At 67.8% G+C, this 16,696-nt stretch carries 16 protein-coding genes; 7 read left to right on the top strand and 9 right to left on the bottom strand.

Annotation, left to right across the window (positions count from 1 at the left end):
- The gene (locus AC1DNG_RS19445; protein WP_028277582.1) at positions 1–987 is read right to left on the bottom strand and encodes an ABC transporter permease; all 987 of its coding nucleotides are present in this window, start codon (positions 985–987) and stop codon (positions 1–3) included.
- Between the two features lie 357 nt (positions 988–1,344).
- Entirely contained in the window at positions 1,345–1,977 is a 633-nt protein-coding gene (locus tag AC1DNG_RS19440) for a TetR/AcrR family transcriptional regulator (protein WP_476888044.1), read from the bottom strand.
- Between the two features lie 126 nt (positions 1,978–2,103).
- On the opposite strand from AC1DNG_RS19440, the gene AC1DNG_RS19435 reads away from it, so the two are divergent.
- The 3 genes from AC1DNG_RS19435 to AC1DNG_RS19425 all read left to right on the top strand — a co-directional run bounded on the left by AC1DNG_RS19435 (position 2,104) and on the right by AC1DNG_RS19425 (position 4,658).
- Complete coding sequence (locus tag AC1DNG_RS19435) at positions 2,104–2,667, top strand: NAD(P)H-dependent oxidoreductase (protein ID WP_018775397.1); 564 nt, start codon at positions 2,104–2,106, stop codon at positions 2,665–2,667.
- A 163-nt stretch (positions 2,668–2,830) separates the two neighbouring features.
- The gene (locus AC1DNG_RS19430; protein WP_476888043.1) at positions 2,831–4,123 is read left to right on the top strand and encodes an aminotransferase-like domain-containing protein; all 1,293 of its coding nucleotides are present in this window, start codon (positions 2,831–2,833) and stop codon (positions 4,121–4,123) included.
- Positions 4,124–4,229: 106 nt separating this feature from the next.
- A complete protein-coding gene (locus tag AC1DNG_RS19425) occupies positions 4,230–4,658 on the top strand; it encodes a universal stress protein (RefSeq protein ID WP_223914942.1) in 429 nt (142 codons plus the stop codon).
- 4 nt (positions 4,659–4,662) lie between these two features.
- Here AC1DNG_RS19425 and AC1DNG_RS19420 read toward each other — a convergent pair whose 3' ends face one another.
- A complete protein-coding gene (locus AC1DNG_RS19420) occupies positions 4,663–6,306 on the bottom strand; it encodes an AMP-binding protein (RefSeq protein WP_476888042.1) in 1,644 nt (547 codons plus the stop codon).
- A gap of 256 nt (positions 6,307–6,562) precedes the next feature.
- Between AC1DNG_RS19420 and AC1DNG_RS19415 the strand changes: the two genes are divergently transcribed.
- Complete coding sequence (locus AC1DNG_RS19415) at positions 6,563–6,901, top strand: hypothetical protein (protein WP_476851437.1); 339 nt, start codon at positions 6,563–6,565, stop codon at positions 6,899–6,901.
- Positions 6,902–7,017: 116 nt separating this feature from the next.
- Here AC1DNG_RS19415 and AC1DNG_RS19410 read toward each other — a convergent pair whose 3' ends face one another.
- From AC1DNG_RS19410 to AC1DNG_RS19395, 4 genes are all read right to left on the bottom strand, one after another.
- Positions 7,018–8,559 (bottom strand): dihydrolipoamide acetyltransferase family protein, encoded by a 1,542-nt coding sequence (locus AC1DNG_RS19410; protein ID WP_476888041.1) that lies wholly within the window; start codon positions 8,557–8,559, stop codon positions 7,018–7,020.
- A 9-nt stretch (positions 8,560–8,568) separates the two neighbouring features.
- Entirely contained in the window at positions 8,569–9,549 is a 981-nt protein-coding gene (locus tag AC1DNG_RS19405) for an alpha-ketoacid dehydrogenase subunit beta (protein WP_090582226.1), read from the bottom strand.
- A complete protein-coding gene (pdhA, locus tag AC1DNG_RS19400; protein ID WP_476888040.1) occupies positions 9,549–10,814 on the bottom strand; it encodes a pyruvate dehydrogenase (acetyl-transferring) E1 component subunit alpha in 1,266 nt (421 codons plus the stop codon). Before pdhA ends, AC1DNG_RS19405 begins: the two co-directional genes overlap by 1 nt.
- A gap of 147 nt (positions 10,815–10,961) precedes the next feature.
- Positions 10,962–12,080: a histidinol-phosphate transaminase gene (locus tag AC1DNG_RS19395; protein WP_476888039.1), complete on the bottom strand. Its 1,119-nt coding sequence runs from the start codon at positions 12,078–12,080 to the stop codon at positions 10,962–10,964.
- 128 nt (positions 12,081–12,208) lie between these two features.
- Between AC1DNG_RS19395 and AC1DNG_RS19390 the strand changes: the two genes are divergently transcribed.
- The gene (locus AC1DNG_RS19390) at positions 12,209–12,595 is read left to right on the top strand and encodes a phage holin family protein (RefSeq protein ID WP_028277592.1); all 387 of its coding nucleotides are present in this window, start codon (positions 12,209–12,211) and stop codon (positions 12,593–12,595) included.
- Here the strand turns inward: AC1DNG_RS19390 and AC1DNG_RS19385 are convergent.
- Positions 12,546–14,000 carry a hypothetical protein gene (locus tag AC1DNG_RS19385; protein ID WP_476888038.1) on the bottom strand — a complete coding sequence of 485 codons (1,455 nt, stop codon included), beginning with the start codon at positions 13,998–14,000 and terminating at the stop codon, positions 12,546–12,548. The two genes, AC1DNG_RS19390 and AC1DNG_RS19385, sit on opposite strands and share 50 nt — an antisense overlap.
- Complete coding sequence (locus AC1DNG_RS19380) at positions 14,000–14,314, bottom strand: hypothetical protein (RefSeq protein WP_476888037.1); 315 nt, start codon at positions 14,312–14,314, stop codon at positions 14,000–14,002. The genes AC1DNG_RS19385 and AC1DNG_RS19380 overlap by 1 nt, the downstream gene beginning before the upstream one ends.
- A 271-nt stretch (positions 14,315–14,585) precedes the next feature.
- Between AC1DNG_RS19380 and purB the strand changes: the two genes are divergently transcribed.
- Positions 14,586–16,028, top strand: coding sequence for an adenylosuccinate lyase (gene purB, locus AC1DNG_RS19375; RefSeq protein WP_476888036.1), 1,443 nt, complete (start codon positions 14,586–14,588; stop codon positions 16,026–16,028).
- The gene (locus AC1DNG_RS19370; protein WP_476872278.1) at positions 16,025–16,696 is read left to right on the top strand and encodes a histidine phosphatase family protein; all 672 of its coding nucleotides are present in this window, start codon (positions 16,025–16,027) and stop codon (positions 16,694–16,696) included. Before purB ends, AC1DNG_RS19370 begins: the two co-directional genes overlap by 4 nt.

Raw genomic sequence — 16,696 nt, 5'->3', positions numbered from 1 at the left:
TTACTGCACCCGCACTCTCGGGTCCACGAGCGTGGTGGCGAAGTCGGCGAGGATCGCTCCGACCGCGAAGATGACGGAGCCGTAGGCGAGGGTCGCGGTGGCCGCGTTGACGTCCTGCAGGGCAATTGAGTCGATGGACCAGGACCCGACGCCGTGCCAGGCGAAGATTTTCTCGGCGAAGAAGCCGCCGGCGAAGATGGCCGGGATGGTGAACGCAATGCTCTGCGCCACGGGGATGAAGGACACCCGCAGGGCGTGCCGGCTGATGGCCTGGTTGCGGGTCAGGCCCTTGGCCCGCGCCGTCCTGACGAAGTCGGCGTTGACGTTGTCCAGCAGATACTGGCGCTGGGCGATCTGGTATGCGCCCCAGCCCACAATCGTGATGGCGAACGTGGGCACGGCGTAGTGGGCGAGCATGTCGACGAACTGGGCCCAGCCGTCGCCGTCCAGACCCGGGGTGGAGATGCCGGTGACAAAGAAGACCCGCTCCCCGACCGACTCGTTGATGTTGATGGCGCCCAGCTGCACCAGGAAGTAGGCGATCGGTGCGGGGACGATGTACATGAGGTAGCTGTACGAGGTGATGGCCCGGTCCGAGGCCTTGTACTGGCGGGCCGCGGTGAAGACGCCGAGGGCGACGCCGATCACGAGGGTCAGGATGATCGAGGCCAGGAAGAGCCGGGTTGAGATCCAGACCCGGTCGCCGAACTCGGCGTTGATGAAGGCACCGTTGGGGCTCCGTCCCCAGTCCCAGCGGGTGAGAATGGCGGTGAGCCAGTCGACGTAGCGCTCCCACGGGTTGAGGGTGGGATCGAGCCCCTTGAGCCGGAAGGAATTGACCACCTGCTCGGGCGTGGGCCGCGGAATCCGCTCCTGCTCAAGCAGCGCCGGCTGCAGCGTGCTCACAGCCAGGAGATAGCCGGCACTGGTGGTCAGGAAGATCATGAAGACATACGTGAGCGCACGTTTGGCGAGATATCGAAGCATGGAGCGGCTAGTTCTGGATCGCCGTTGCCTGAGCAGATCCGTGCGTCACGGCTGCGGCCGCACGGGCGGGCCCGCCTGTGCCAGGGACAAGATTATTCACAACGTCGATCCTTCCGTCGTCCCCATCCGGCAGCGGGTTCCGCAGCCGGTTCGGGAGTATGGGCCAGCTGGTTTCCGGCCGCCCGCATGCCTTGCGGCTGAGCCCTTGTGGGCTATGTTGCGGGTCACATTCCAGAGGAAGCTATCACATTAGCCGGGCTCCGCCGGGCTCTCACGGGCCGCGACACGGCGGCTTCGCTACAGATCGTTATGAATAACTCCGTGGAATGGATTTGGACCACGGAACCGGCTGCGCCGCTAGGAGCCGCACACTACGCGCGTGACAAGCTCCCGCCAGGTGTCCGCAAGGCGCTCCGGCGCAATCCCGTGCACGCCGACGGAATGAAGCAGCAGTTCCGGCTCCAGCGACGCCCCGAGGGCCGACGCCATGACCCACGGGTCCGCCGTCACGCCGGCTTCGCGCAGCAGCATCTCGAGATGACGGCGCCAGAGGACGGCCGGCGGGACATCGAACCTGTTGTGGACCGAGGCGTCGGCGGCCCGCGCCAGCTCCCCGAATTCCAGGATCCAGTCAATGCGGGCGGCGCCCACGGCGATCAGCCGCTCCAGGGGCGGCGCGCCGGGACCTACCGGGGGCGGACCAAACATGAACCGGCCTTGGAATTCGGCCTCGGCGTCGCTAAGGAGCGCCATCATCAGCCCGGCACGGCTGCCGAACCGCCGGAAGACCGTCCCTTTTCCAACTCCGGCGCGCTGCGCCAGCCGGTCCATGGTGAGGGCGTCGGCGCTGGATTCCTCAACGATTTCCCGGGCGGCGCAGAGCAGGAGCTCCCTGTTGCGCATCGCGTCGCTGCGCGCTGATTCTGCGGCGGGCGCGACGGGGCGCCCTGCCCCGGACTGGGCACCGGGACGGATCGGAATGAGGCTCACACCGCTGATTCTAGCGCCCCGGAATATAACCGGACCGCAGTCCGTTTAGGATGGGTGAAGGCCCCCAAAGCCTCACGATCCACCAGCCGCCGGAATCACCCCGCGGCGTGATGCACAGGAGTACACATGTCCAAGAAGACCATCCTCACTCTCGTCGGCAGCCTTCGCGCCGGCTCCACCAACCTGCAGCTGGCCGAGGCCATCGCGCTCAACGCCCCGGAACAGGTGGACGTGGTCATTCACGAGAGCCTGGGCAACATCCCCTTCTACAACGAGGACATCGACGTCGAAGGCCAGGTGCCCGCGGCCGCCGCCGCCCTGCGGGCCGCCGCCAACGAGGCCGACACCATCCTGCTGGTCACGCCGGAGCATAACGGCACCGTCCCGGCATCGCTGAAGAACGCCATCGACTGGCTGTCCCGCCCCTTCGGCGCAGGCGCCCTGTCCGGCAAGCCCACCGCGGTTGTCGGAACCGCCTTTGGCCAGTTCGGCGGCGTATGGGCCCAGGACGAGGCCCGCAAGGCCGTCGGCATCGCCGGCGCCCAGGTCCTCGAAAACGTCAAGCTGGCAGTCCCGGGCTCGATGGTCCGCTTCGCCGAGGTTCACCCCAAGGACGACGCCGAAGTTGTCGAGCAGATCAAGGGCGTGTTCGACGCGCTGGCCGAGGCTCCCGCTGCGGAAGCGGCGTAAGCTTCCGAACCCCGCACTCCGCTCCAGATACCTCCCGGGCCCCCGGCAGCACACGGCTGCCGGGGGCCTCGGGCCGCCCGGAGCAGCCCGGTCGCTTTCGGCCCGGGCATGATTTGGAAACAATCGTTTCCCCCAAGACAACACGGGTAGTATCCTTGGGTTTGTGACCCACGAAACACTTGATGCCGCCGCAGCAGTACTTCCGGCCGAGGCCATTGACGCAATCGAACGTGCGGCTACGTCCGCCCACCGCCACGAGATCCTGTTCTCGGAGCGCGCAGCAAATATCAAGCAGTCGGCGGTCCGGGATGTTTTCGACATCTCGATGCGCCCCGGCCTCGTCTCCCTCGCCGGGGGCAGCCCCTACCTGCAGTCCCTGCCGCTGGAACGCCTGGGCCAGACCGCCGCGAAGATCATCGCCGAGCAGGGGATGACCGCCCTGCAGTACGGCGGCGGCCAAGGCACTGAAGAGCTCCGCATCCAGATCTGCGAGGTCATGGCGGCAGAGGGGATCCTGGACGCCGACCCCGCGAACATCGTCATCACGGCCGGCTCGCAGTCCGCGCAGGATGTGGCCACCAAGGTTTTCTGCAATCCGGGCGACGTGGTCCTCGTCGAGGACCCCACCTATGTCGGGGCCCTCAACACCTTCGAGGCCTACCAGGTGGAGGTCGAAACGGTGCCGATGGACGGTGACGGCATCATCCCTGATCTGCTGGAGGCAAAGATCGCCGCCCTCCAGACCGCGGGCAAGAACGTCAAGTTCCTCTACACCATTCCCAGCTTCAACAACCCGTCCGGCATCACCCTGTCCGCGGAACGCCGGCCATCCGTGGTGGATATATGCCGTCGCGCGAATATTCTGGTGCTGGAGGACAACCCCTACGGCCTGCTCCGCTTCGACGGCAAGCCGCTCACCCCCCTGCGGGCGGCCAACCCGGATGACGTCATCTACATGGGGTCCTTTTCCAAGATCTTCGCCCCGGGCCTGCGGATCGGCTGGGCCCTGGTCCCGGCCCACCTGCAGCGCAGGTACTACCTGGCGTCGGAGGCCGTCACCCTGTGCCCGCCGACGCTGAACCAGATGCTGGTGTCGGCCTATCTGCGCGACTACGACTGGCGCGGCCAGATCGAGACGTACCGGGGGCTGTACCAGGAACGTTGCGAGGCAATGCTGGCCGCCTTGGCCGACTACATGCCGGAGGGACTGACCTGGACGCGCCCCGAGGGCGGCTTCTTCGTGTGGGTTACGCTGCCCGACGGCGTGGATACTTACCCGCTACTGAGGAAGGCCATCGACGCCGGCGTCGTCTTCATTCCGGGAGCGGCCTTCACAAACTCGGACGACCCGTCGAACAAGATCCGGCTGGCGTTCAGCGCGGTGCCGCCCGAATCGATCCGCGAGGGTGTGCGGCGGCTCGCGCCGGTCCTGCGGGAAGCCCTGGCCGCCCTGTAGCGTGAACACCGGCAGGATCCATGCGGGGCCTCGACTGGGGCGCGCTGGGGCCAGTTGATCGGCCAGGCACACTAAACAGCATTACTCGTTGAAAGAGGAGCGGTCCATGACCGGAATAATCGTTGTCGGCGTCGACGGCAGTGAAACTGCACTGCGGGCGGCGCACACCGCGCGCGACCTCGCAGTTTCCGTGGGGGCGACACTTCATGTGGTCAGCGCCTTTGACAGCGACAAGACACAGGTCTTCGGCAGCGGCAGTGACCAGTGGATCGTTTCCGACGCCGGCAACGCGGAAACGGTTGCGCGCTCGGTCGCGGAAGGCCTGCGCCGCCCGGACATCACCGTCACGTACGCCGCCGCGCGGGGCAAGCCGGCCGAGGCCCTGATCCGGGAAGCCGAACGGACGAGTGCCTTGATGATCGTGGTCGGCAACCGGCGCATGAGCGGAATCGGCCGGGTCTTGGGGAGCGTTGCGAACAGCGTGGCCCACAACGCCCCCTGTGACGTCTACATCGCCAAGACCGACGCCGACTGAGGCGCTACTGCTGCTTCGGTGCCGCTGCCGGCACGGCGGCTTGGCCGGTGTCTGAGCCTGCAGACCCAAGCATCCGCCGCAGGATCTTTCCTGAGGCGGATTTCGGCACGGCGTCGATGAACTCAACCTGTCGGACTTTCTTGAACGGCGCCACCCGGGCCGCCACGAAGTCCATGACGCCCGCCAGGTCCAAGGCATCGCCGTCCGCGCCCGGCTGGCGGACCACGAACGCCTTGGGCACTTCCTGGCCGTCGGCGTCGAGGGAGCCGACCACCGCGGAGTCGGCGATGCCGGGGTGGGTGAGGAGCAGCGCCTCCAGTTCCGCCGGGGCGATCTGGTAGCCGTTGTACTTGATCAGTTCCTTGAGCCGGTCCACGACCGTCACCACCCCGTCCGCCCGCACCGTGGCGATGTCCCCGGTGCGCAGGAAGCCGTCCGCGTCCAGGGTGTCCGCGGTTTCCTGCGGCCGGTTGAGGTAGCCGAGCATCACATTCGGCCCGCGGCACAACAGGTGCCCCGGCGCGCTGGTCCCTTCCGCGGGAACCGGGATCTCCTCCCCCGTGGCCGGGTCCACGAGGCGGCACTGCATGTTCGGCACCGTATACCCCACGGAACTGACGGGGACTCTGAGCCCATCGCGGCCTCCGCGCGGAATGAGGTGCGATACCGGGCTCATCTCGGTCATGCCGTAGCCCTGCAGGACCTGGCAGCCGAGGCGTTCGGCCAGACGCTTGCCAAGTTCGCCGTCCAGCGGTGCCGCGCCGGAAAGGGTGGTGTGCACCGAGCCGAGGTCGTACTCGGCAACGAGCGGGTGCTTGGACAGCGCCACGGCCACGGGAGGTGCGATGAACAGGTAGCTGCACCGGTGGTCCTGGATGATCCGCAGGAACTCGGGCAGGTCGAACCGGGGCATGGTCACAAGCCTGGCCCGCTGGCGCAGCGCGAGGTTCAGCAGCACGGTCAGCCCGTAGATGTGGAAAAACGGGAGCAGCGCCAGGACCCGGTCTTCGGGGCCGACGTCGAGCAGACCCCTGGCCTGTTCCACGTTGGCGACGAGGTTGCGGTGGCTGAGCATGACCCCCTTCGGCCGGCCGGTGGTGCCGGAGGAGTAGGGCAGCACGGCCACATGCGTGGCGGGATCGAACGAGACGCGGGGGGCCGGTGCGCCCATGGCGAGCAAGTCGGCCAGCGAGGGGTGGCCGTCGGCGCCGTCGAGCACCACGAGCCGTGAGGCAGGGATCCCGGTCCTTTCGGCGGCCTCCCGGGCGGCCGGCAGCAGCGCCGATACGGTGAAGAGCCAGTCCGCGCCGGCGTCGGTGAGCTGGGTGGCGATCTCGTCGGCCGTGTACAGGGCGTTGATGGTGGTGACCGTTGCGCCTGCCCGGAGCAGGCCGTGGAAGACGGTCGCAAAGGCGGGGACGTTGGGACACAGGATGGCGGCCACGCCGTGCACGCCCAGGCCCTGGGCGGCGACGGCACCGGCGAGGGCGTCGATCTGCCCGCGCAGCGCCCGGTAGGTGGTCTCCGCACCGCTGGCGCCATCGACGACGGCGACCCGGTCCAGGTCCTCCTCTGCCAGAGCGCCGAAGAGATAGTCGTAAATGCCGAGGTTGGGAACATCGACGTCGGGGTACGGGCTTGAAAACACGCAACATCTCCTTTGATCCGCTTCCGCCCGGGCTGTCGGCGGCTGGTGCCACTCTAGTGCCGGGCGTAGCCGCGGGACAGGAGGGCGCGGACTTGGCTGTGTCCGGTCGTGGCCGTGTCCGGACTTGATGAGGATCACCCTTTGTCGTGGGCAGCCTCACCGCCCAGCGGGCCGCCCGGCGCGGACCGGCTCAGTAAAATGGGAGGTGCCCTGCGATGGTGCGGACGTCCGAGAACCCACCTACCAAGGGAGCCCCATGATCACTCTTCAGCGCCGCCAGCTGGTTGGCCACGACATCCTGCTGGCCCGGCACGGCAACCACATCAGCGCCATGCGCGTGGACCGCGGTGCCGGTCGCGTTGTCGCGTTCCTGGACGACGGATCGACGGACAGCGCACCCAACCTGATTGCCCCGGGACTGCGCATGCCCGACACCTTGCGCAGCGTGTTCCGGGAGGACTGGAAGTTCCTGACGGGAATCAGCGCGTGCTGCGCGGGGCTCGCGGGCCTGATGTTTGCCGCCTCGGCCGCCCTCGCCGGCATGAGCGGCGATCCCGCGCTGGTCCAGATCCTGACCGCATACTCGGGAAACTGAGCGGCCCGGGCCAGGCTGGCCACTGAGAAACCCCAACACTGAGAAACCCCGCCGCTGAAAGGTTCAGCGGCGGGGTTCTGCGGTTTCGCGGCCGGTTTCGTGGCCGGTTTCGCCGGCTAGTCCAGCAGCAGGGCCGGCTCTTCCAGGATGGCGGCGACGTCGGCCATGAAGCGGGCCGAAAGGTCGCCGTCCACCACGCGGTGGTCGAAGGAGCCGCCGAGGGTGGTGATCCAACGCGGAATGACTTCGCCGTCCAGGACCCAAGGCTTTTGCTTGATGGTGCCGAACGCCACGATGGCGACCTCGCCAGGGTTGATGATCGGCGTTCCGGTGTCGATCCCGAGGGCGCCGATGTTGGTCACGGTGAGCGTGCCGCCGCGCATCTGGGCAGGCTGGGTCTTGCCGGCCCGCGCCGTCGTGGCGAGCTCGTTCAGGGCCAGGGCCAGTTGCTTGAGCGAGAGGTCCTGGGCGTTCTTGATGTTCGGCACCATCAGCCCGCGGGGCGTGGCGGCCGCGATGCCCAGGTTCATGAAGTGCTTGACGTGGATCTCCGCGGAATCGCTGCCGTCCGGGTTGTCCACCCACGTTGCGTTGACACTCGGGTTTCGCGCCGCGGCCCAAATGACCGCCTTGGCCAGGATCAGCAGCGGGGAGACCTTGATGCCTTCGAAGTCGCGGGAGGCCTTGAGGCGTTTGACGAATTCCATGGTGCGGCTGGCATCGACGTCGACAAAGATGCTGACGTGCGGCGCGGCAAACGCGGATTCGACCATGGCCTTCGCGGTGGCTTTGCGGACTCCCTTGACCGGGATCCGCTCGATCCGCTGGTCCTGCGGGCGGCCGGACTTGCCCCAGAACGAGTCCGCCTTGTCCACCTCGGCGTCCCGCTGGGCCTGGTAGCTCACCAGGTCCTCGCGGGTCACTTCACCGCGGGCGCCGGTAGGCACGACATCGGCCAGGTTGATCCCGAGGTCCCGGGCGATCTTGCGGACCGGCGGCTTGGCCAGCACCTTGCCGACCAGGCCGCTGATGGCACCGCCGAAGGTGGGGCGCGCCTCAACGGAGCCGGCGGGGCCCGTGGCCGCGTCGGCAGGGCGGCTGGCCGCGTCCGGGTTGATCCATATGTCGTGGGCCTCCACCCCCACCTGCTCCACCACCGGGGCGGCAGCGCCGGTGGCTGCCGCGGCGGACGGGGCGTCGTGGCCGGCTGCCGCAGGGGCGGAAATCCGCCGCCGGCGCTTGACGGCGTCGGCCTTGGGACCGGAGCCCACGAGCGGCCCGCCGGCCGGGCGCCCGGCTGGTTCGCCGGCGTCGGAGTCATCAGCCGGAAGCGTGCCGTACATGGGCGCGGCGGCAGCCTGCTCCTGGGCTACAGGCGCCGGGGCGGGTGCCGCGGCGGCCGGCGCCGGGGCGTCGATGGCGTCGCTCACGCTGATGATCGGCGTGCCGACATCCACCGTGACTCCCTCGGGCACCAGCAGTTCGGTGACGGTCCCGGCGAAGGGTGAGGGCAGTTCCACCAGGGATTTGGCCGTCTCGATCTCGCACAGGACGTCGTTGACGGCCACGGTATCGCCGGCCTTGACCTTCCAGGCGACGATTTCGGCCTCTGTCAGCCCTTCGCCGACGTCGGGAAGGTTGAACTTGTTGAGCGTCATGGGTCCTCGTCAGTACGCCAGGGCGCGGTCGAGCGCCTCAAGGATGCGGTCGATGTCCGGCAGGTAGTCTTCTTCGACCTTGGCCACGGGATAGGGCATGTGGAATCCCCCGACGCGGATGACGGGGGCCTCCAGTGAATGGAACGCCCGCTCACTGATCCGCGCGGCGATTTCGCCGCCGATGCCGCCGAATGTGGGGGCCTCGTGGGCCACGATCAGCCGGCCGGTTTTCCGGACCGAGGCCGTGACGGTGTCGAAGTCGATCGGCGAGATGGAACGGAGGTCGATCACCTCGACGCTGTGGCCGTCCTCGGCGGCGGCCTCGGCCGCTGCGAGGGCCACGGGCACTAGCGGGCCGTAGACGACGACGGTCGCGTCGGTGCCCTCGCGGAGCACATGCGCCTTGAAGGGGTCAGCGGACGCGCCCGGGGTCTCGGTGTCGACCTCGCCCTTGAGCCAGTAGCGGCGCTTGGGCTCGAAGACGATCACGGGATCCTGGCAGTCGACGGCCTGCTGGATCATCCAGTAGGCATCGTGCGGATTGGAGGGGGTGATGATGCGCAGCCCGGCCGTGTGGGCGAACAGTGCCTCCGGCGATTCGGAGTGGTGTTCAATGGAGCCGATGCCGCCGCCGTACGGGATCCGGATGACGACGGGAACGGTCAGGTTGCCGTTGCTGCGCGAGTGCATCTTGGCCAGCTGGGTGGTGATCTGGTTGAACCCCGGGAACACGAAACCGTCGAACTGGATCTCGCAGACCGGCTGGTAGCCGCGCAGGGAGAGGCCGATGGCGGTGCCGATAATGCCGGATTCGGCCAGCGGGGTATCGACCACGCGGTCGGCGCCGAATTCGGCGATCAGCCCGTCGGTGACCCGGTAGACGCCGCCAAGGGCCCCGATGTCCTCGCCCATCAGCAGCGAGCGGGGGTTGTTGTTCAACGTGGCCCGCAGACCCTCATTGATGGCTTTCGCAATGGTCATGGTGGTCATCAGCGGGCCGCCCTGTCTGTCTCGGCTGTGCGTGCCTCATCGGCGGACACCTCATCGGCGAACCCTGCGCTGTATTCCTCGAACCAGGCCAGTTCCTCGGCCACCAGCGGGTGGGCCTCCACATAGGTGTTGGCGAAGGCGGTCCGGATGTCCGGGGTTTCGAGGTCGTGGGTGGTCTTGCGGACATAGGCGGCGAGCTCGTCGCCGTCGGCCTTGACCTGCTCGAAGAAGCTGTCATCCGCGAGGCCCTGGGCCCGGAGATACTTCTCCAGCCGGGCCAGCGGGTCCTTGGCACGCCAGAGGCTTTCTTCGGCGGATGCGCGGTATTTGGTGGGGTCATCGGCCGTGGTGTGCGCCCCGACCCGGTAGGTGAACGCCTCGATGAGTACGGGCCCATGGCCCTCGCGGGCCCGCTCCAGCGCCCATTCCGTGACGGCGTGGACGGCGATCACGTCATTGCCGTCCACCCTGATACCGGGGAAGCCGTAGCCTTTGGCGCGGTTGGCGAGCGGGATGCGGGTCTGCACGGAGCTTGGCACGGAGATGGCCCAGTGGTTGTTCTGGCAGAAGAAGACCACGGGCGCCTGGTAGGAAGCGGCGAACACCATGGATTCATGGACGTCCCCTTCGGAGCTGGCGCCGTCGCCGAAATACACCATGACGGCGGCGTTCGGCTCCACGGCCTGTCCCGCCTCACCGCTGGCGACGGCGTTGGCGGCCGCCAGTTTCTGGTCCCGCTGGATGCCCATGGCGTACCCGACGGCGTGCGGGGTCTGGGCGGCCAGGACCAGCGTGTAGAGGTGGAAGTTCGTGTCTTTCGGGTTCCAGCCGCCGTTGGAGACGCCCCGGAACTGGCGCAGCAGCTCGGCCAGGTCCACGTTTCGCGTCAGGGCCACGCCGTGCTCGCGGTAGGTGGGGAAGATGTAGTCCTGCGGCTGGCTGGCCCGTCCGGAGCCGATCTGGGCGGCTTCCTGTCCGGTGAGCGGGACCCACAGGGCCAGCTGGCCCTGCCGCTGCAGGGCGGTGGCCTCCACGTCGAAGCGGCGGATCTTGGCCATATCCGCGTAGAAGCCGCGCAGGGTGCCCGGGTCCAGCTTCTCGGCGTATTTTGAGAAAACCGGGTCCGAGCCCAGGGTGCCGTCCGGGTCCAGCAACTGCACCATCGGCTCGGCCGGGGCACCCAGTTGGGCCTCGGCCTCCGCTTCGAGCTGGTCATCCATCCCGGTTCCGTCGAACTCGGTAGAGGGCAGATGTGTGGCGCCCATACCGTCTCCTTGCTTGCCGCATCCGAATGCGCCGCAATCGCTGGGATATATGCCGGACCAGGAATACATTCCAGGTCCGGCATATATTTTGGCTTACTGGTCCTTACTTTATCCGCACGGGGCGGCCTGAGCGCGCAGTGTTAAGCGCTAGGAACGCCGCGGCGGTTTTGTATAGATCGCACAGAGCTCCAGGAAACGGGTGTTGGCTTCCGTTTCGCCGATGCTGACCCGGACGCCCTCGTTGCCGAAGGCCCGTACGGACAGCGCCCGTTCCGCCGCCAGGGCGGCAAATTCCGCGCTGTTTTCGCCCAGATTGAGCCAGACAAAGTTGCCCTGGGCCTCCGGGACGAACCACCCGAGCTCACGCAGTCCCGCCGTGACCCGGTCCCGTTCGTCCACCAGTCTTTGTACCCTTTCTACAACATCGGCGAAGTGCTCGAGCGACGTCACGGCCGCCGTTTCCGCGATCTGGGACACGGCGAAGGGGGTGGCACTGACGCGCAGGTGCTGCGTCAGTTCGGGCCTGGAGACGCTGTAGCCCACACGGAGTCCGGCGAGGCCGTGCGCTTTTGAGAAGGTCCGCAGGACGACGACGTTGGGGTACTTGCGGTACATGGCGATGCCGTCCACGGCGTCGCCGGCGCGCACGAATTCCTGGTAGGCCTCGTCAATGACCACCACGACGTCGGCCGGAACGGCCTGGATGAAGCGCTCCGTTTCCTCGGCCGTCAGGATGGGTCCGGTGGGGTTGTTGGGCGTGCACAGCAGGATCATCCGGGTCCGCGCACTCACTGCGGCGGCCATGGCGTCCAGGTCATGCCGCCCGTCGGATGTCAGCGGGATCCGGACGCTCTCGGCGCCGGCCAGTCCGACGCAGATCGGGTAGGCCTCGAACGAGCGCCAGGCGTAGATGACCTCGTCGGCCTTGCCGTCGTCGTTCTGGCCGGCGAAGGTGGTCAGCAGCTGGTTCAGGGCGCCCAGGCTGCCGGCGCCCGTGACGATGTCCTCGGCGGGAACATCCAGGAAGCGGGCGAGCGCTTCACGCAGCCTGCTGCTGAGCGGATCGGGGTAGCGGTTGAAATCGGTCTGCGCCGCGATGGCCTGCTGCACTGCAGGGATCGGGGGCAACGGGTTCTCGTTGGAGGACAACTTGTAGCTGGTCAGGCCTTCCACGGGAACGGGGGGTTTTCCAGCCGCGTAGCGGGGGAGGAGGTCTACCACCGGACGGGGCCTGATGCCCCCGGCCGGATTCTCTGATGAAGTCATGCCAACTAGCCTACTTCGGGTCGCTGCCGCAGTTGCGGGAGCCGATTGCTGTCCGTAGGGGATAACCGTTGCTGACATGGGGAATATGGTCCCTGCCGTCGCCGCCGGGCGTATGACAGCATGGGGCCATGCGCTCAATCATCGTACGAGTCATCATCAACGGACTGGCCCTTGCAATCGCCTGCTGGATCCTCACCGGGCTGGATATTTCCACCCAGAGTGACGGCACCATCAGCATCATCTTGGGCTACCTGTTCATCGGATTGATCTTCGGTCTGGTCAATGCCTTCGTCAAGCCCATTGTCAGCCTCCTCTCGCTGCCGATCACGATCCTCACCCTGGGCCTGTTCACCGTGGTCATCAACGCCGCGATGCTCTACTTGACCTCCTGGATCAGCAGCTACACCACTGTGCACTTCACCATCGACTCGTTCTTCTGGACTGCCGTGTTCGCCGCCATCATCATCAGTCTGGTGTCCCTCGTGGCGAGCTTCCTTCCTGCCCTCGATCGTTAGAAGCGCCCGTGCCGCGCGGCGTGCCCGAAGAGGTTGCGGGCGTTGCCCGCGGTTCCGGCCGGGCCTCGCGCCGGAGCGAGAACCTGGTCACCGACGCCGCCCCGCCGGTCCCCACCACTGCGGCCAGTGCCGCGGTGGAGTCCTGCAGGGTGTTGTCCCGGCTCGCGGAGACGAGCGCGGCCCCGTCAGCGTAATTCTCCAACCGGTGCCCGGGACCCAGGCCGAAATCCTGTGGCGGCGGCACCGCCAGCGGGTTGGTGAGGGTCACGGTCACCCTGTCCCTGGTGTCCGGGTTCGCCAGTCCGTCCGCCCCCGGCACCCAGTCCTGCTCATGTTCGAGGTGCAGGCTGCGGATCCCCGGCGCGGGGCTGATCCCGCCCACCGGCGAGCCCGCGGTCAGCACGAACTTGAGGTCGTACTCGGCCAGGACAGCACGGTCCTTGCTGAGATTCATCGCGTGGATCCCGCCCTGGCTGTAGCCGACGGCCACGAGCTGATCGCCGGCCTCGGCCCCGGCCTGCCGCAACGCCTCCCTGATGGCCTGCGCCGTCGACGCCGAGTCATAGCCCAGGGCCTCGGCGATTCCGGCGGGGTCAAAGGGGTTGGTTCCTTCCGGCAGGGCGCCCTGCTGGGTTCCGGGGATGATCACCACCCACGCTGGCCGGGAACCGCCGTCGACCTCGATAACCTCGATCCGGCCGCCTTGCTCTCCCACTGCCCCGGCCCGCCGCAGCAGCCCGGCCGGTGAGAGGTCGACGTCGGCCGTAAACGTCTCCCGGCCCACGATGCTGACGGGGCGGGGCTTGAGGAACACAAGCCCCGGCGCTTCCGAGGCGTCCCGCACCAGGCGGCGGACGTCAGCGGGCCCGGCCAGGGCGCTGGCCACGGCGGCCAAAGGCCAGGGCAGGCCAAGCAGCACGGCGAGATTCCGGGGCGCCATGGCGACCCAGCCTTCAACAGTGCCGCGCACCCCGGGCAGGGCGAAGGGCTCCGGTGCTGCGCCGTACTCGGAGCCGTGCAGTCCCATGCGCAGCAGCAGGGCATTCCGGGCTTCGGCGTATTCGTATTCGCGGTGACTGGCGCGGACGTCGTCGCCGATCCGCTGAAGCTGGGACCGGACGCGTCCGACCTCCCGGCCGGCCTCCCCCACAGCGATGATGGCGTTGCTGCCGCTGGTGTAGGAGTCGGACTGGTAGGGAAAGAGTGCCTGCCGGACGGTGTCGGCCTCCGCCTCAACCATTTGCAGCTGCCGCACCAGCCCGTCCAGTGCCGCGGCACCCGCCAGCAGCTCCTCAAACTGGAAGCTCACCCCGCCGATTCCGCCCCGGATGAGCAGGCTGCCGTCGCGCGGCGGCGCGGAAACCCCGGGGCCGCCGCCGGAGCCCGCCGGACTCGACTCGGCCATCAGGGTCCCATCTGGTCCGTGGGCTGCGCCACGTTCCGGGCATGCCGGAGCACCACGGCAACAGCATCGAGCAGCGCATCCCGGCTTCGGTGCAGCGCCGCCGCGTGCAGGGACAAGGCCACACGGTAGGCGCGGCCGGCCGGTGACTGCCACGACTGCAGCTCAAGGCGGGCGAGGGCGGCGAGCACCGCATCAGCCTCATCGGCGCACCGCGCAACGCGCGCAGCAAACTGCTGGACTTCATAACTGCGCGAAGCGCACTCAAGGGCGTCGGCGGCCGTCACGCCAAGAACCGCCATATCCTGCACCGCCATGTCCTGCACCGCCACACTGCCCGCCGGTCCCGGTGCTATCCCGTTGACCGGCCTCATCCCGGCCTCACCCCGGCCTCATCCCAGTGACCTGCCTCATCCAGCTGCCCATGAACCGACGCTAGCGGGGCGGCCTGTGCCCGCTGAAGAGAGCCGCCCGGCTATGTGGACAACGTCCGGACCGCCATGCGCTGCCAGCCGGCAATGTCATCCGGCAATGTCATAAGGACGGGGGCGCTTAAGGCCCGGCGGCACTTCGTGAAAGAATCGCCATATGCCTGAAACTGCCGCCACAGCTGATACCCGCACGCCGTCCGGACGCCTGGCCCTCGCCGCGTCCGACCACCAGATCGCGCTCGGCCCGCTGGATGGCCGCTACCAGTCCGCCGTCGCGCCGCTGGTCGACTACCTTTCCGAGGCTGCCCTGAACCGCGACCGCGTGGCTGTGGAGGTCGAGTGGCTGATCCACCTGACCGGCAACAGCGTCCTGCCCGGGGCCGGACCGCTCACGGCGGAACAACAGGAGCAACTGCGTGCGATCGTCACGGAGTTCGACGCCGCCTCCGTCACCGAACTCGCCGAGATCGAGGCCGTTACGGTCCACGATGTCAAGGCCGTGGAGTACTACATCGGCCGCCGCCTGCCCGGCATCGGAATCGATCACCTGACCGCCATGGTGCACTTCGGCTGCACCTCGGAAGACATCAACAACCTCTCCTACGCCCTGGGCATCAAGGGGGCCGTGGAGGACGTGTGGCTGCCTGCGGCCCGCGCCCTCGTCGGCCAGATCAGCGCCATGGCCGGGGAAAACCGCGCCGTGCCGATGCTCTCCCGCACCCACGGCCAGCCCGCCACGCCCACCACGCTGGGCAAGGAACTGGCAGTCATCGCGCACCGGCTCAACCGGCAGCTGGACCGGATCGCCCGCACCGAATACCTCGGCAAGATCAACGGCGCCACCGGCACCTACGCCGCCCACGTCGCGTCCGTCCCGGGCGCCGACTGGGAGCACGTCGCCAAGGGCTTCGTCGAAGGCCTCGGCCTGACCTGGAACCCGCTGACCACGCAGATCGAAAGCCATGACTGGCAGGCCGAACTCTATGCCGACGTCGCGCGTTTCAACCGCATCCTGCACAACGTCTGCACCGACATCTGGAGCTACATCTCGATCGGGTACTTTGTGCAGATCCCGGTGGCAGGCGCCACGGGCTCCTCAACCATGCCGCACAAGGTGAACCCGATCCGTTTCGAAAACGCCGAGGCCAACCTCGAGATCTCCTCCGGCCTGCTGGACGTCCTCGGCTCCACCCTGGTCACCTCCCGCTGGCAGCGCGATCTCACCGACTCCTCCTCGCAGCGCAACATCGGTGTGGCGTTCGGCCACTCGCTGCTCGCCATCTCGAACGTTGCCAAGGGCCTGGACCGGCTCAAGGTTGCCGAGGACGTGCTGGCCGCGGACCTGGACACCAACTGGGAAGTCCTCGGCGAGGCCATCCAGATGGTCATGCGCGCCGAGGCCATCGCCGGCGTCGACGGCATGGAAAACCCGTACGAGCGGCTCAAGGACCTGACCCGCGGACAGCGCGTGGATGCCGCCCGGATGCAGGAATTCGTTCAGAGCCTCGGCCTGTCCGCCGACGCCGAAGCCCGCCTGCTGGCGCTGACCCCGGGCAAGTACACGGGCATCGCGGACCAGCTGGTGGACCACCTCAAATGAGGCTTCTGCTCATCCGGCACGGCCAGACGCCCGGCAATGTGCTGGGCCAGCTGGACACGGCGCACCCGGGGCCCGGGCTGACCGAACTCGGCGAGCGTCAGGCCGAGACGTTGTCCCGCGCCTTGGCGAACGAGCGGATCCTTGCCCTGTACGCCTCCACCCTGGTTCGGACGCAGATCACAGCGGCACCGCTCGCCCGGGTGCACGGGCTGGAAACCGAGGTGCTGGAGGGCCTTCACGAGATCGAGGCCGGGTCGCTGGAAAAGCGCACGGACCACGAATCGCACAAGCAGTACATCGGCACCATTTTTTCGTGGGCGGACGGCGAGCTGGACCGCCGGATGCCTGCCGGTCCCAGCGGCCGGGACTTCTTTGAGCGTTACGACGCCGCGATCGCCAAAATAGCGGGACGGACAAACGGGGCGGGGGGCTCAGGATCCGTGGCCGTGGTCAGCCACGGCGCAGCCATCCGGGTGTGGGCCGGCCTGCGGGCGGACAACATCGAACCGGACTTTGCCATCAGGCACGTGCTGGACAACACCGGAATCGTGGCGCTGGAAGGCGATCCCGCCAACGGCTGGGAACTCATCCACTGGGACGACAGTCCCGTGGGCGGACTGGTACTGGCGGATCCGACGGCGGAGGATCCCACCGGCCGTCCGGCGTAG

The sequence above is a fragment of the Arthrobacter sp. 01T425 genome (assembly GCF_056398725.1).
The sequence above is the reverse complement of the archived record's forward strand: the minus strand, read 5'-3'. Positions and strand labels throughout refer to the sequence as shown.

Excerpts from the sequence above, each read along its gene's own strand:
- AC1DNG_RS19445 (WP_028277582.1), bottom strand. The coding sequence starts at position 987 with ATGCTTCGATATCTCGCCAAACGTGCGCTCACGTATGTCTTCATGATC.
- AC1DNG_RS19435 (WP_018775397.1), top strand. The coding sequence starts at position 2,104 with ATGTCCAAGAAGACCATCCTCACTCTCGTCGGCAGCCTTCGCGCCGGC.
- AC1DNG_RS19425 (WP_223914942.1), top strand. The coding sequence starts at position 4,230 with ATGACCGGAATAATCGTTGTCGGCGTCGACGGCAGTGAAACTGCACTG.
- AC1DNG_RS19415 (WP_476851437.1), top strand. The coding sequence starts at position 6,563 with ATGATCACTCTTCAGCGCCGCCAGCTGGTTGGCCACGACATCCTGCTG.
- AC1DNG_RS19410 (WP_476888041.1), bottom strand. The coding sequence starts at position 8,559 with ATGACGCTCAACAAGTTCAACCTTCCCGACGTCGGCGAAGGGCTGACA.
- AC1DNG_RS19405 (WP_090582226.1), bottom strand. The coding sequence starts at position 9,549 with ATGACCACCATGACCATTGCGAAAGCCATCAATGAGGGTCTGCGGGCC.
- pdhA (WP_476888040.1), bottom strand. The coding sequence starts at position 10,814 with ATGGGCGCCACACATCTGCCCTCTACCGAGTTCGACGGAACCGGGATG.
- AC1DNG_RS19395 (WP_476888039.1), bottom strand. The coding sequence starts at position 12,080 with ATGACTTCATCAGAGAATCCGGCCGGGGGCATCAGGCCCCGTCCGGTG.
- AC1DNG_RS19390 (WP_028277592.1), top strand. The coding sequence starts at position 12,209 with ATGCGCTCAATCATCGTACGAGTCATCATCAACGGACTGGCCCTTGCA.
- AC1DNG_RS19385 (WP_476888038.1), bottom strand. The coding sequence starts at position 14,000 with ATGGCCGAGTCGAGTCCGGCGGGCTCCGGCGGCGGCCCCGGGGTTTCC.
- AC1DNG_RS19380 (WP_476888037.1), bottom strand. The coding sequence starts at position 14,314 with ATGGCGGTGCAGGATATGGCGGTTCTTGGCGTGACGGCCGCCGACGCC.
- purB (WP_476888036.1), top strand. The coding sequence starts at position 14,586 with ATGCCTGAAACTGCCGCCACAGCTGATACCCGCACGCCGTCCGGACGC.
- AC1DNG_RS19370 (WP_476872278.1), top strand. The coding sequence starts at position 16,025 with ATGAGGCTTCTGCTCATCCGGCACGGCCAGACGCCCGGCAATGTGCTG.